Below are 14,721 nucleotides of genomic sequence, written 5' to 3'. Positions count from 1 at the left end.
CCGGCGTCAGCTTGTTTTTTAGTGCATGAGCTTACAGCTTCCAAATGCGATACAGGATGGCCGCAGCTTCAGCGCGATTGAGCGAATCGTGCGGCGCAAGCTTGTCATTCTTGCCGGCCACGATGCCGTTCTTCACCAGAGCTGCGATGCTGTCCTTAGCATAGTCAGCAATGTTCGCAGCATCCGCATACGCGTCTAAGGCTGCGCTGCCTTCGGATTGCTTGCCGGCAGCTGCAAGTGCGCGTGCCGTCAATACCATCATATCCTGGCGGGAAATCTGGGTGTCAGGTCTGAACGTATTGTCTGTAAACCCGGCGGCGATGCCGAGCTCCCTGGCAATGGCCAATTCATGGCTGTAGTAAGCCGTGGATGGTACATCGCTGAAGGCCTCATTGCTGCCGCTGCCTTTCAATTCCAGAGTTCTGATTAGAAGCGCAAGGAAATCTGCTCTATTCATTGCAGCTTCAGGAGAGAAGCTGTTGTCATTCGTTCCTTGGATGATATCGCGAGCCACCATCGCATCGATGGCTCGTTCGGCCCAAGGGACATTTTGCAGATCTCCGAAGCTCTTCGATGAGAAGGCTACGGCGAAGGAGCCGAAATGGTCAGTTTGGAAAACAACCGTTCCAGATGCCGCATCATATCTGCCGTTCGGGATAGCTGTTGCATTGCCTTTGCCATCAATGTACAGAACAACGATCTGATCCGGATGGGTCAACTCTTCCGCTGAAGGCGTGTAAGGAATGGACACCGTTACAGGCGCATCAGGGTTATTCCAGGCAATGGCATTACCGCCTGCACTGATGCTCAGGTCGATCGCCGGGTGATTGCCGATCCGCTCCCGGGTAGCTGCACTCCAGCCATCGGTAGAAGCTGCGCCCACGCGGATGGATACTTGGTCAGCTTCTACGGCCGCGTTGGACAGCATGCCGCTTGGAATTTGCAGCGTCGCTTGATCCGTCTTCAACAATAGCTCGAAGGTTTCCTGACCCTTCAGGCTTTGTGCGGGCAGCTGGACTTCATAGGATACTGCATCCGTCTGCTCCGGTACGTCAATGACGATTTGCTTTTTGCCATTGGCTGCAGGAGTGGCTTGCTCGAGAGCTTTGCTCAGGTTGTCGTTGGAAATCGTAGCAGTCGCAAGTCCATTGCCGACTTTTACTTCCGGTTTAATTGTTACTACACCGTCTTTGCTTTCCACGCTTCCTGTCTGCTGGGCAGATCCGCTGCCGCTATTGCTGCTGCTTCCACTGCCGCTTCCGCTTCCTCCACTACCGCTGCCGCCAGGAGTGCCTGGCTTGCCGATGAGAGACAGCACGCCGTACACGGATGTGTCCTGGTATCCGTTGCCGGTCGTATCGTTCCACGCAGCCACGCTTTGGCGGGCGCCATCTTTGGCGTCATTGATTTGGGCGTCGAAGCCTATTTTCATATTGTTGGCTGGTGTAATCGATTTGAACGGGATCTTCATTTCCACCGTATAGTTCGAACCGGAAACCTTAACAGCCGATTCGAAGCCTACGGCGAGGCTTAGCGGATTAAAAGAAGTCTCGTTAGCAAAGTTGATTCTGTACTGCCCGTCGTCATCCTGATAGAACGAGGTTTTGCCATTGTTCTCGTCCAAGAAGACTTCAACGGAATCATGCTCCCATACGTTGGCGCTGGACTTGTCGAGCTGGGAGTCGCTTACCTGGATCAATACGTACAGGTTCTTGTCGTCCCACAGCGCTTTGGCAACTCCATTTGCTCCCTGCCAAGCCATCTGATACCGGTTAATCGGCATGCCCGGGGTATCGTTCCAGACGGCGTCAACCGTTCCGTCAATGACCGGAGTGGCAAATTTGGCGGTTGATTGGTTGGCATTGCCCGTCTCGGGCTGATGATCCTCGATGAATTTATCTGGGTTAATGACACCGTAGTAAGCTGGTTTGGCTTGTAGATTTTTATCAAATAGCAATGGATTGCTCGAAGCTCTCCAGCTTGTGGCGTCATCCAGGCCCCAGAACGTAACACGGGCGATATGATCGGCGTGCTTCTTATAGATTTTGAACAGCTCTGCGTATAAATAGCCTTGGGCATTGGCGAGTTGATCAGAGAGCTGGTAGTTGCTGCCGGCTTGAATGTCGAGCTCGGTGACGCTGACTTCCACACCTAAGGAAATGAACTTCTCCAAGGACAGCTCCACATTCACCGGGTTCGTGTTCACCGAATAGTGCCCCTGCATGCCGACGCCGTCGATCAGCAGCTTGCCTGGGTGTGCTTGTGCATAGTTCTCATTGATTTCTTTGACCATGCTGTAGATGGCCTCGGCTTTGTTCTGGTTATCGTCGTTGTAATCATTGTAATACAGCTTGATGTCCCAGCCTTTCTCGTCCAGCACTTCTCTGGCTGCGAGGAACGCCTGCTCGATATAGTCCGGACCGATGGCCTGGTACCATGGGGCCTTGCGCAGCGCCTCTTTCCAATCGGACGGATTAGGCGGGTTATCGTTCATCGCTTCGTTGACAACATCCCAGGAAATGACTCTGTCGCCGAAATGCTCAACGACCGTTCTGATGTGGGCTCTTAAATTCGCGAGCGCTTCATCCCGGCTCAAGGGAACCGTATTGCCTGATCCATCTGTTGTCGTATTCATCCATGCCGGCGATTGCTGATGCCAGACCAGGACGTGTCCGTGCATCTGCATTCCTTCGGCCAGAATTTTATTCACCATGGCATCGGCGGCATCAAAGGTAAAGTTCCCTTTGGTCGGCTGCATCGCATCCGGCTTCATGGCGTTGCCTGCTGTAGCGACGTTGTGATGCATCTTCAGCAGCTCAAGCCGAACGCCGTCGAGATCCTCCGCGGATATGGCGTTACCAATCAGGAAATTAGATGAATAGGCGTCTTTGATCGGAAGCAGATCCTTCTGGATGTCGATCGGTCCGGCGCTTGTTTTCTCGAAGCTGATATCGTCAATGTAGAAGGATGCTGCGGCGTTGTTGGAGCTCTCCACATAGATCGTTAAGAATTCATCGCCAACGCTGCTATAACGGTAGGTTCCCTCGAATTGGACCCAGCCGTCGCTGGCATTGATCGTTTTGGGGGCGAGTGCGACGTAATTCGCGCTGCCGCCGTTGCCGATTTGCGTGGACAACTGAAGCTGAGAGCTTGCGGGGTCGATCAACTTGACCCAGGCGGAAATCTTGTATTCGCTGCCCTTGTCGACGTATTGCTCGACGCGCAGCGACGGCCCGTGCCAAGTGTCGGATCGGTTCTCAATTTTTAAAGCGCGGGAACCCCCTTCGGTATGATTCGCTTCAGGGGTGACGGTCAGAATTTCTGTGCCTGAACGGCCCTCAAATCCGCCAGTCGTTCCGTCCTCGAAGGTGATGGTGGTGAAGTCCTTCGCTGGCGGTCTAGAAGGTTCAGGATTGCCGCCTCCGGAATTCCCCTTCTCGGTGATCAATATGTCTCCGATGTAGAAGGGAACGGAGGCGCCTGCAGCATTGGATTGAATGCGCAGAGCCGTATCCGTACCGGTATCGACGGTAATGTCTTTGGTCAATGTAACGGCTGTTCCAGCTTGATAATCCACGCCGGTCCAGTTCCCATAGCTATTTACGGTAAGCAGAACAGCCTGGGCACCGCTCGGTACAGTCTCATTCGCATCCACATATACGGATGCCGTGACGGTGTAGGTTTTGCCGTTGACCAAGTGGATATCGGCAAATTTGAAATCGGCTGCGTCATAGTCGTTCGCTCTGTTGCTTACATATAGAGCCGCTCCGTCGGCGTTCCCGTCGAAGACCTTGCCGGAGACCGGCGTCAGGTGAGCGCCCCCCGACTGCGTCGCCGCGCCTTGCCCGCCGGCAAAGGTCTCGTGATACACGGTGACCGCATCACTCGTAGCCGATGCCGCCGCGGCCTTCGCTTCTGGAGGCAGCCATCCTAAAGGAATAAGCAGGATTGCTGCAAGCAAAGTCGAGATGCCTTGTTTGATCATTCTACCCATTCGTTGCATTCCCCCTACAATAAAATTGATTAAAGAATAGGTGAAGCGCTTTCATTAAATTGAAGGAGTCCTCCTTTCCCAACCCAAATCATAGCATCCATGCGAAAAATGCTACTAGCTAGAAATTAAAGAATATTCCGTAGTTTTTATAGATAAATCTCGAATGGTGTTTATTAAGTTGAGTAACAGAGAGGCTGAGTTAATGGGGAGTTGCGTTTAAAGGATGAAGAGGACGTTTAGTAAAGAGTACTTTGATTGTTGGGACGGCGATTTGAAAACGAACTGTATTTTATACATTTAGTTAAGGCTCTTTTATCAAAAATACATGGGTTAGATGTAAAACATGCAGTTAGTTTGCCAGAATGGAGCTCATTCGTCGAAATAGCTTAAAACTAAATGTAGGTTATGCAGTTAGTTCCCTTGAACACGGCCAAAAACGAGGATCTAACTGCATGAATTACATTTATTGGGTTGAGTGACAGCGAGGCTGAGTTAATGGGGAGTTGCGTTTAAAGGATGGAGAGGACGTTTAGTAAAGAGTACTTTGATTGTTGGGACGGCGATTTGAAAACTAACTGTATTTTGTACATCTAGTTAAGCTCTTTTATCAAAAGTACATGCGTTAGATGTAAAACATGCAGTTAGTTTGCCAGAATGGAGCTCATTCGTCGAAATAGCTTAAAACTAAATGTAGGTTATGCAGTTAGTTCCCTTGAACACGGCCAAAAACGAGGATCTAACTGTATGAATTACATTTAGTTACCTTATCAGTATCCTTCCCCTTCCCTTACCCCTCACCCTAATCGTCTCTTAACCTGCCGCTCGATAGCAGCGCTCATGGATCAGGGCGTGTAGCCGAAAGCGGACATATGCCGAACTGCTTCAATGAGGAGGAGTATCACAGGCATACCGGGGAATGGCAGGAGGGAGTATCGCTAAATAAGCGAAAGGAGGCAATGAGGGAAGCAATAAGCAATTTGATGATACTTTCATTAGAAGGAGCGAGCCAGCATCAGCAATCAGCTTCGGTAATCAGCAACGGCAATCAGCATCGTGCATATAGGCTGTCTATTATGAAGGTTAAGAAATTTGCTGAAAATCCCCAGTCTCGATTATATGAGTCAAAAACATAGGAACCCCACTGTCGCACTATGCTAGCAGGGAACCGTGAATCGAATGATTCTGCTAGTCGAGGACAATGATTAGCGATTCGCAGTCCAGTGCTCAATAAATTCTCCCCTTTCCGGACATAATAAAATTATGAAGACTTCGTGAAGATGTTTGACAATGAGAATCAATAGCATATAATAATGATTATAAATAAGAATTAGTTTTAGTTGAGTAAGGCGGTGTGATAAACTAGTCTTAAGCTTCTATTACTAATTGCGAAAACATAGGAGGTAAGGTTAACCATGGCATTGATTGGAACAGAGGTACTACCATTTAAAGCAATGGCTTTTCACAACGGAGATTTTATCGAGGTATCTGACGAGAACTTCAAAGGTAAATGGAGCGTAGTTTGCTTCTACCCAGCAGACTTCACATTCGTTTGCCCTACTGAGCTTGAAGACTTGCAAGATCAATATGCAACTTTGAAAGACCTTGGCGTAGAAGTATACTCCGTATCCACGGATTCCCACTTCGTGCACAAAGCATGGCATGACAGTTCCGAAGCAATCGGCAAGGTTACTTACATTATGATTGGCGACCCTTCCCATACAATTTCCCGTAACTTCGACGTACTGGATGAGGCAAGTGGCATGGCGAACCGCGGTACTTTCATCATCGATCCAGACGGCGTAGTTCAAGCGGTTGAAATCACTGCAGACGGCATCGGCCGTGATGCAAGCACGCTTATCGACAAAGTCAAGGCAGCTCAATACGTTCGCAAACACCCAGGCGAAGTATGCCCGGCTAAATGGAAAGAAGGCGGAGCAACATTGAAGCCAAGCCTTGATCTCGTAGGCAAGATCTAAGGAGAGAGAAAACATGAAACTGGATGCAGACATTAAACAACAACTGGAGCAATATCTTCAGCTTTTGGAAGGCGATGTTCTGCTGAAAGTCAGTGCAGGTAGCGATTCTGTATCTAACGACATGCTGGATTTAGTCAACGAACTATCCAGCATGTCGGATAGAATTGCTGTAGAGCAAACACAGTTGGCTAGAACTCCGAGTTTTAGCGTTAATCGTGTAGGTGAAGACACTGGCGTAACATTTGCTGGCGTTCCATTGGGACATGAATTCACTTCGCTCGTCCTGGCACTGCTTCAAGTCAGCGGAAGAGCTCCAAAAGTTGAACAGAGCGTAATCGATCAGATTAAGAGCATTAAAGGCGAGTATAACTTCGAGACATACGTTAGCCTCTCCTGCCACAACTGCCCTGACGTTGTGCAGGCATTGAACTTGATGAGTATCCTGAACCCTGGCATCACGCATACGATGATCGACGGTGCAGCCTTCAAGGAAGAAGTGGAAAGCAAGGACATCTTGGCCGTGCCGACCGTTCACCTTAATGGCGAATTCTTCGAGAGCGGCCGCATGACCATCGATGACATCCTTGCCAAGCTGGTTACTTCTGATGCCTCCGAGTTCGAGAATAAAGAGCCGTTTGACGTTCTGGTCATCGGCGGCGGACCAGCCGGCGCGAGTGCGGCAATTTATGCGGCACGCAAAGGAATCCGCACAGGTATTGTGGCCGAGCGCTTCGGCGGACAGGTTAATGATACCTTGAGCATTGAGAACTTCATCAGCGTGAAGTACACGGAAGGGCCTAAACTCGCTGCAAGCCTTGAAGAGCATGCGAAGGAATACAACATCGATATTATGAAGGCACAACGTGCGAAGCGTCTGGAGAAGAAAGATCTTATTGAAGTTGAGCTGGAAAATGGCGCAATCCTGAAGAGTAAGACAGTGATCATCTCCACAGGTGCTGGCTGGCGTAATCTAGGTGTGCCTGGAGAAGCGGAATATAAGAACAAAGGCGTGGCTTACTGCCCGCATTGCGACGGACCTCTATTCGCAGGCAAGAGCGTTGCAGTGGTTGGCGGCGGTAACTCGGGTATTGAGGCAGCAATTGATCTGGCAGGTCTGACGGAGCATGTCACGGTTCTGGAATACATGTCAGAGCTGAAGGCGGACTCTGTATTGCAAGACCGTCTGAATAGTTTGCCAAATACGACTGTTATCAAAAATGCGCAAGTGAAAGAAATCACGGGTTCGAACAGAGTTGACGGCATTAGTTACATCGAACGCGAGAGCGGTGAAACGAAGCACGTCGATCTGGAAGGCGTATTCGTTCAAATCGGCCTTGTTCCTAATACGGCTTGGCTGGGCGATACGGTTGAACGTAATCGTATGGGCGAAATCGTCGTTGACAACCATGGCGCAACGAGCATCCCTGGCGTATTCGCTGCCGGTGACTGCACGAACTCACCTTACAAGCAAATCATCATTTCGATGGGATCCGGTGCTACCGCAGCGTTAGGTGCATTCGATTACCTGATTCGGAATCAATAATATATTTTAGCGGCCTTGGTCCTGATCTTCATTTGGACCGGGGCCGTTTTACTTTTGCTCGTCATCATATTTCCTTCTATAGTGGCTCAGCGCCAGGAGCGGCCAGATATACCGGTAGCTGTGATAATGGGTATAAAAATGACCGGGTAGACCCGCTCCTGTTGGATAAGTGCTCTTCCAGTTGTCTTCATGCAGTAGTGCGATAAGTCTACGGATCCCCGCATTTATCGCGGACGTTGGTTCCGTATGAACAGCGATAAGCGCGTCCAGCGCCCATGCGGTCTGGGAGGGTGTGCTGTTCCCTAAGGGCAAGTAGCGCTGCAGCCGATCACTTTGGCAGGATTCGCCCCATCCGCCGTCCGGGTTTTGGATACTTGCAAGCCAGCGGGCGCCTTTTTGGAGAGCCGTATCGCTTGCAGGGATACCGACAGCTGCTAAACCAGTCAGTGCAGCCCACGTACCGTAGATATAACAAACGCCCCATCTTCCGTACCAGGAGCCATCCTTCTCCTGATGTCGAATTAACCACTTCGTTCCCCGCTTGATGAATTCGTACCGGGTATCCAGTCCGGCGAAGTTTCCGAGATACTCTAATGTTCGCCCTGTAAGATCCGCCTCCGAGGGATCAATGGCAGCCGATTTGGCGCCGTCGATGGCGAGCCAGGTCAGCATCTCATTATTCGTATTTTTCTCGAACGCCGGCCATCCGCCGTCGTTATTTTGCATGGAGAGCACCCAATTCAGTCCGCGATTCCACGATTCCAGGTAGGCTGTATTGGTATTGGATAAGCTGGCAATCGCCCGCAGAGCTGCGGTTGTGTCATCCACATCGGGATTGATCGTGTTGGTCTCCGAGTATCCCCAGCCCCCGGGAGGGGTGCGCGGATTATGAATGCTCCAATCTGCCATTTTATTATGCTGCCTGGACAGCAGATACGAGGCGGCGCGGCGCATCGCTGGATGATCAGCGGCAATTCCGGCTTCTTGCAGAGCGTAGGCAAGCAGAGCGGTATCCCATACCGTAGAAGGGGAGTTTTGAATCGTTGTTTTGCCGTCATAACGGTGGCATTGCATAGCGGTAAGCCCCTGAATGGCGCGGGTAATGCGAGGATGCTGCGGATCATATCCAAGGGCCAGCAAGGCAAAAATCATGAGAATCGTGCTGCTGGCATAGCTGTAGAGGGTACCGTCGGCTTCGACCCGCTCCAGCATGAATTGCTCAGCCTTGGTTGTAGCGGCTTCATGGATATAACGCGGGGTACCGATGAGCCGTTTTAGCCCCGTATGTATGTAGTCCAGCATATCTTGGTATCCGCGAGGGAGCTGCTCGTCTTCGTCAACAGGTCGGCCAATGAGATCGGTCATATCAGGAGCATGAGCTCCCTTTATGGAGAAATGCTTGTCGGCCATGATTAGCATCGGGGTAAGATGGACCCGTGAATATCCAGAGAAGTCAAAGAAGTTAAGCGGAAAATAAGCCGGGAACAGCAAAATTTCCAGCGGAATGAGCGAGATGGACCGAGGCCATTTCCTTTGCCCTGTGGCAGCGAGGATCGCTTTGGTTAGGAGGTTGGTGACTTTGCCATGACCGCCTTGGGATAAAATATACCGCTTGGCCCGCTGGATCGGTTCGTCTGCCGCTGTGCTGTAACCGGAATAGAGCAGGGCATAATAAGCTTCCACCGAAGCGGATAGATTCCCTTCGGCTTCATCGAAGAACCATTTCCAGCAGCCCTCGGGCTGCTGCTCTGCAAGGATCCGGTCATGGAGCTGCCGAATCAGCGTTTCATTTTGGATGCCCAATGCCCGAAAGAGAATGATCACATACGCATCTATAGCGGTCCCATTCTCAAAGCAAAAATGCCAGGACCCATCCTCCCGCTGCTGCTGAAGCAGAGCTGTGGTCAGCCGCTTTATTTCATCATCCACTGCATGGAGCACGTTGCCCATCCCTTGGTACCTCCGAGTATGTCTTTTTAGCATTATATGAAGGCGGCGGAGGGGAAATGAGGGGAACCAGACGGATTCATAATTGCTGATAATGACGTAAGAGACGCTCTACCCGGTCTTGGATTATTCGCTTCAAGGATTCAGGCTTCACGGATACAACGGAGCTGCCATACCTCATCAAATAATCAGCTATAAACTCCTCTTCCCCCGGGTTATAGAATCCCCTAATGACAGCCTTATTCCCGCTTTCTAGGCTCATCGAAGGGTAATGTTCTTTATAGAAAATATCCTTGGCCTGTTCTAAAATCTCCACTTCAAAGCCAATACTATGCTTAGATTGATAAATTTCTAACGAACGACGAAGGAGCTCGTCTATAGAAAAAGGAGACTCAGCATCCAGTTCTTCTACAGAGGTGATCCGGTCACATCTGAAAACCCGATATTGCTGCGTATCTAACTCGATTCCGGCAGCATACCATTGACCAAACTTAGCGGATATTTTGAAAAATTGAACGTGGTAGCTTCTTTGCTGCTTGTTTTTGCGATATTGTATCGTGCAGCTGCTTTCATGAAGAATGCTTTTCAAAATTTGATCTAAACATCGGCTCGTATGAGCATGATGAACCATTTCAAACTGCAGAACTTTTTTCATTTGGTGGATTTGCTCGATTTGTTTTTCAGACAAGCAGTTTTCAAACTTTTCATTCAGTTTATTTACGCTTAGATGAAATGGAGTGGATTGATACGCCTCCAGTGTCAACATAGCAAAATACAGCGCATACACCTCATCCATCGTAAAAATAATGGGGGATAGCAGCCGGTTCTTTAAGATCCCATACCGTCCATGCCTGCCATGCTCGGAGAAGATCGGCATGCCTAATTGCTCTAACGAACTAATGTCCCGCAGGGCTGTGCTTTTGGAAATATCGTATTTATCCATCAGGTCATTTAAGTTAAAAAACTCCCGACCGTTCAAGTATCGGATCATGTCATTTAATCTTTCCGATTTCTTCATCCTGGATCTCCTTGTTAAGGTGTCATATTTTGATACCTTTATAAATTATGATGAGTTCAAGGGTAAATATCAAATGTGCAAACCTCAAATTACTATATCAAAGGAGACTGATCCCATGAGTGCAACATTAGAAGTAGCTATTTTCTTATCCATGAACGGAAGAGCGAGAGAGGCCATCGATTTTTACAAAAAGCATTTGAACGCCGAGGAATTGCTGCTGGTGACCTATGAAGATATGGCAAAACGCGACAGCTCGCTGCAGCTCACGAACCAGAATAAGCATTACATCACTCATTCCGTCTTAAGAATCGGCAAAACAAAGATCATGCTGGCCGAGGAAACTATGGACCCACGTGAAAAATACACCGTCGGCAACAACACCTCCTGGTGCATTCAAAGTGCGGACTTGGAGGAAATTGAACAATTCTACAAGAGCCTAACTTCCGATGATCGAGTGAGGGTCATTGTTCCTTTATCCAGCAATGTGTTTAGCAAAGCGTATGGGATTATAGAAGACCCGTTCGGGATTCAGATTCAGTTAATGTATGATGAGAGATTGGGGTGAGAAATATTAGATGATCCCAAGTTAGAATTCCTTATATAATAGTCCGTCACCTTAAAGGAGCCATGAGGCTCCTTTTTTGTATAAATACAGCTCCCAGTAATGCCATATTTACATAGTAGGACTCCATTTACTGGATACGGTGGGTAATCTTAGAATGGGTATTGGAGTATTAATTATTTTCGCCATGATTTGAGGTGTAATTTGAACGAATGAGGTGATGCGAGAGATTCTGAAAGTTTTTGGACAATGAGACCAATGAGACCAAGGAGAATCCATAATCATGAAGCTAATCGAGATACTCAATGATATTAAGCTGCGAAATAAGCTGTCATTGATTTTCATTTCTGTTGCCGTTATCCCGATGCTGATCAGCGGCGTCATCCTTACGGTGCAGCTTCGCGAAATTTTAATTGCGGGCGCATTTCAGCAGGCTTTAAGCAATGTAGAGCGAGTAAGACAAAGAACCGAGGAGGTGGTCAAAGTCCCCCTGGACATCTCCTATCAGCTCTCCAACGATTCGCGATTAAAGACCGTCGTTAACCGGGAGTATGGCAGCAATTACGAAGTCGTCCATTCGTATAAGCAATATACCGATCTCAGGGACTACGTCCATATGTATAAGGAAATTCAGGGGATACGCCTGTACACCCCCAATTCGACGATGCTTAATAATTGGGATTTTATGCAGCCTGATGAATCTATACAGAACCTGCCTTGGTATAAGCAAGCGATAGGGCAGAGAGGGCTTGTCGGGTGGAATTTTATTGAGGATGAGCGGGATAGGCGGTCCTATCTAAGTCTGGTGCGCAAAATTAACCTCGAAGATGGGCCGTATGATAGCGTCCTTGTCATCAACGTAGATACGGTGCTCCTGGATTCGATATTAGCACAGGAGACCTTCGCCACATGGATTGTGGATGACCAGAATAACATTGTAGCGGCGAACCGTCCGGAGCTGTACGGGGAAAATCTGAACGAAGTGCATGGGGACAACCCGGATATTTTAACGAAGGGAGAAGGAAGCTTTGACGTGATGCTGGCGGGACATCCGTCCAAAGTTGTCATATCCAGTCTGAGCCTTCAGAATAGCTGGAATGGACTTAGAGTCATCTCCGTCTTCAGTATTCCGGAAATTGTGAAGGAAGCGAATGGGGCGATCGGGCGCGCGGCACTGGTCATTGCCGCCAGCTTCTTCATCGCGATTCTGTTAGTCTATAGCTCGGCCTCTCTCATTACAAGGCGTCTGCTGCGTCTTAGCAAGCACATGTCTAAAGTGGGGAGCGGGTCGTGGAAAGCGTTCCTGACGATCGACGGCAAGGATGAAATCGGGCAGCTGTCCAGACAATTTAATGGAATGGTCGAACGGTTGAATCAGCTGATGAACGAAGTAGAGGAGAGCAACTATCAGAAAAGCCTGCTGGAGCAGAAGCAAAATGATATTAAGTTCAAAATGCTGGCCAGTCAGATCAACCCTCATTTTTTATTTAATACGCTCGATTCGATCCGAATGGAGGCGCATGTTCGCGGGCAGGAGGACATCGCGGAAGCCGTATGGCAGCTTAGCAATATGATTCGGAGCAGCCTCGAGATTGGGAACAGAAAAATCCAGCTGCGAGAAGAGATAAATATCGTGCTCTGTTACCTTGAACTGCAGAAATTCCGTCATGAGGAGCGGCTGCAGTACGAATTAAATATTGAACCGGATACGGAGCAGGTCGAGATTTTGCCTCTCATCATTCAGCCCTTGGTGGAGAACTCCATCATTCATGGCCTTGAGAATAAAGAGGAAGGAACTACCTTGGTCCAGGTTTATGTATATCGTTCACAGGAGGGCGTTCGAATTGAAGTTATCGATGATGGCGCGGGGATATCGAAGGACAAATTGCTTGAGATTCATGGCCATCTGGAATGCCCGGAGGAAGAGGTGATGGATCGGAGAATTGGCCTTCGCAATGTTCATGACCGATTAATCCTCTCTTACGGCAAGCCGTATGGGCTTCAGATCGATAGCGTCGAAGGGAAAGGAACTAGAGTGTCATTTTTAATACCGAAGGAGGGTCATGTTCATGTATAAAGTGATGATCGTAGACGATGAGCCTAAGCTTCGCAACGGACTAAGAACCTTGATTCCATGGGAATCTATAGGCTTTGAAGTCATCGGGACAGCGGCCAGTGGAAAAGAAGTGCTTCGTTCATTCGATACACAGCTGCCTGACTTGCTCATTGTCGATATTCGCATTCCTGGCATGAGCGGCCTGCAGCTTATTCAGGAGATTCGCACGCTCGGATTTCCTATGCGTTACGTGATCGTTAGCGGCTATGCCGACTTTGAATATGCCCGAACAGCGCTGCAGTTAGGAGCCGACGGCTATTTGCTGAAGCCTGTGAACAAGGACGAAATGACCTCATTGTTAGTAGATGTGAGAGGGAAAATGATGCAAGAGGAACAGCAGCAAAGCTCCGGACGCAATGACCATCCATCGAAAGAATGGCTTATATATTCGCTGTTATCAGGCGGCGCTAATATAGATCAAAGTACGGTTCAGGACATGGCCATAGAATACGAGTTAAGCTGGCCGGAGTATGAAGTGGTGCTTGTGGAATTTCGGGGAGAGGCTTCCAAGAGTGAAGCCGAAATCCATCGCTTCCGCGAGCAGCTTGCTGATCTATTTAACCGTCAGAAGCGTGGTGTTGTTCTTGATACTGCTGCTTATATCGCCATACTTCTTAAAAATCCGCTGGAGAGAGAACAGGACAAGGTGGAGCTCTATAAGGAATTGCAGCATATATCAGGAGTGTTGGGCCCTTATATAACGATAGCCGCAGGCGGTAAGGTGAAGCATTTGCTGGAGATTCGACAGTCCTATACCGCATCCCAAAGATTATTGGAGAAGAGCTTCTTCTATGGCCAGGATGCCATTCTATGCCCCGATTCTTCAACAGCCAGCCTATCCCAGGTGACAGTACCAGATCGCTGCGATTTACCAGATGTACAGGAATGGGGCTTTCGGCTGTTTTACCTCATAGACGTCGGGGAAGGCGGTAATCTGGAATCTTTATTGAAAGATGCAGCCCAAATTTATATGAACAAGGGATGTAGTGAGCAAGAGGTAAAAGAAGCTTTCTTCCAAATGATGAATGAAGTGATTCGGAGAATTTCAGGGAGAACATGGCATGAGGCGAATCTGGCATCTAGCCCAGCACAATTTCTAAGCAGTATTTACGGATACCGTACTCTGGCCCGGCTTGTTGAAGATGTGCTTAGAGTACTGGAGAAATTGTCTATCGTATCTGCTTCTTCGGGTCAACATAGCGAAATTAAGAAGATGCTGGATTTTATAGACCGCCATTATGCGGAGAACCTCAAGCTGGAGACCTTAGCTCGTATGTTTAATTACAGCAGCGCTTATTTAGGACAAATTTTCAAGAACAAGACGGGGGAGTACTTTAACACCTATCTAGATAAGGTAAGGATTCAGAAGGCGAAGGAATGGCTGGCCCAAGGGGACAAAGTATATGAAGCAGCTGAAAAGGCCGGTTTCTCGAGCGTTAATTATTTCTACAGTAAATTCAAAAAGTACGATGGAAAATCTCCATCCGATTATCAGAAAAAAGTGAAAAACGATGGAATAAATTGAAAATTTCAGAAATGATCGAAGATTTATGGATGAATTTATG

General features: G+C 48.6%; 8 protein-coding genes. 5 read left to right on the top strand and 3 right to left on the bottom strand.

The window, feature by feature from the left end; genetic code table 11:
* Nucleotides 1-31: 31 nt before the first annotated feature.
* The gene (locus tag ACYUJT_RS10130; RefSeq protein WP_460321285.1) at nucleotides 32-3,994 is read right to left on the bottom strand and encodes an endo-1,4-beta-xylanase; all 3,963 of its coding nucleotides are present in this window, start codon (nucleotides 3,992-3,994) and stop codon (nucleotides 32-34) included.
* Between the two features lie 1,412 nt (nucleotides 3,995-5,406).
* Between ACYUJT_RS10130 and ahpC the strand changes: the two genes are divergently transcribed.
* Nucleotides 5,407-5,970 (top strand): alkyl hydroperoxide reductase subunit C, encoded by a 564-nt coding sequence (gene ahpC, locus ACYUJT_RS10125; RefSeq protein ID WP_460321282.1) that lies wholly within the window; start codon nucleotides 5,407-5,409, stop codon nucleotides 5,968-5,970.
* 13 nt (nucleotides 5,971-5,983) lie between these two features.
* Nucleotides 5,984-7,513: an alkyl hydroperoxide reductase subunit F gene (gene ahpF / locus ACYUJT_RS10120; protein ID WP_460321280.1), complete on the top strand. Its 1,530-nt coding sequence runs from the start codon at nucleotides 5,984-5,986 to the stop codon at nucleotides 7,511-7,513.
* Nucleotides 7,514-7,561: 48 nt separating this feature from the next.
* Here ahpF and shc read toward each other — a convergent pair whose 3' ends face one another.
* Both shc and ACYUJT_RS10110 read right to left on the bottom strand, forming a co-directional pair.
* Nucleotides 7,562-9,463: a squalene--hopene cyclase gene (gene shc / locus ACYUJT_RS10115; RefSeq protein WP_460321277.1), complete on the bottom strand. Its 1,902-nt coding sequence runs from the start codon at nucleotides 9,461-9,463 to the stop codon at nucleotides 7,562-7,564.
* Between the two features lie 76 nt (nucleotides 9,464-9,539).
* Nucleotides 9,540-10,478 carry a helix-turn-helix transcriptional regulator gene (locus ACYUJT_RS10110; RefSeq protein WP_460321275.1) on the bottom strand — a complete coding sequence of 313 codons (939 nt, stop codon included), beginning with the start codon at nucleotides 10,476-10,478 and terminating at the stop codon, nucleotides 9,540-9,542.
* 115 nt (nucleotides 10,479-10,593) lie between these two features.
* Between ACYUJT_RS10110 and ACYUJT_RS10105 the strand changes: the two genes are divergently transcribed.
* The 3 genes from ACYUJT_RS10105 (at nucleotide 10,594) to ACYUJT_RS10095 (ending at nucleotide 14,681) form a co-directional block, all read left to right on the top strand.
* Nucleotides 10,594-11,043 carry a VOC family protein gene (locus tag ACYUJT_RS10105; RefSeq protein WP_460321272.1) on the top strand — a complete coding sequence of 150 codons (450 nt, stop codon included), beginning with the start codon at nucleotides 10,594-10,596 and terminating at the stop codon, nucleotides 11,041-11,043.
* Between the two features lie 280 nt (nucleotides 11,044-11,323).
* Nucleotides 11,324-13,117, top strand: coding sequence for a sensor histidine kinase (locus tag ACYUJT_RS10100; protein ID WP_460321270.1), 1,794 nt, complete (start codon nucleotides 11,324-11,326; stop codon nucleotides 13,115-13,117).
* On the top strand, nucleotides 13,110-14,681 hold the full coding sequence (locus tag ACYUJT_RS10095; RefSeq protein WP_460321267.1) for a response regulator: 1,572 nt from the start codon (nucleotides 13,110-13,112) through the stop codon (nucleotides 14,679-14,681). The genes ACYUJT_RS10100 and ACYUJT_RS10095 overlap by 8 nt, the downstream gene beginning before the upstream one ends.
* Nucleotides 14,682-14,721: the final 40 nt, after the last annotated feature.

The organism is Paenibacillus sp. YSY-4.3 (assembly GCF_054767475.1).
This window is presented reverse-complemented; position numbering and strand designations above follow the sequence as displayed.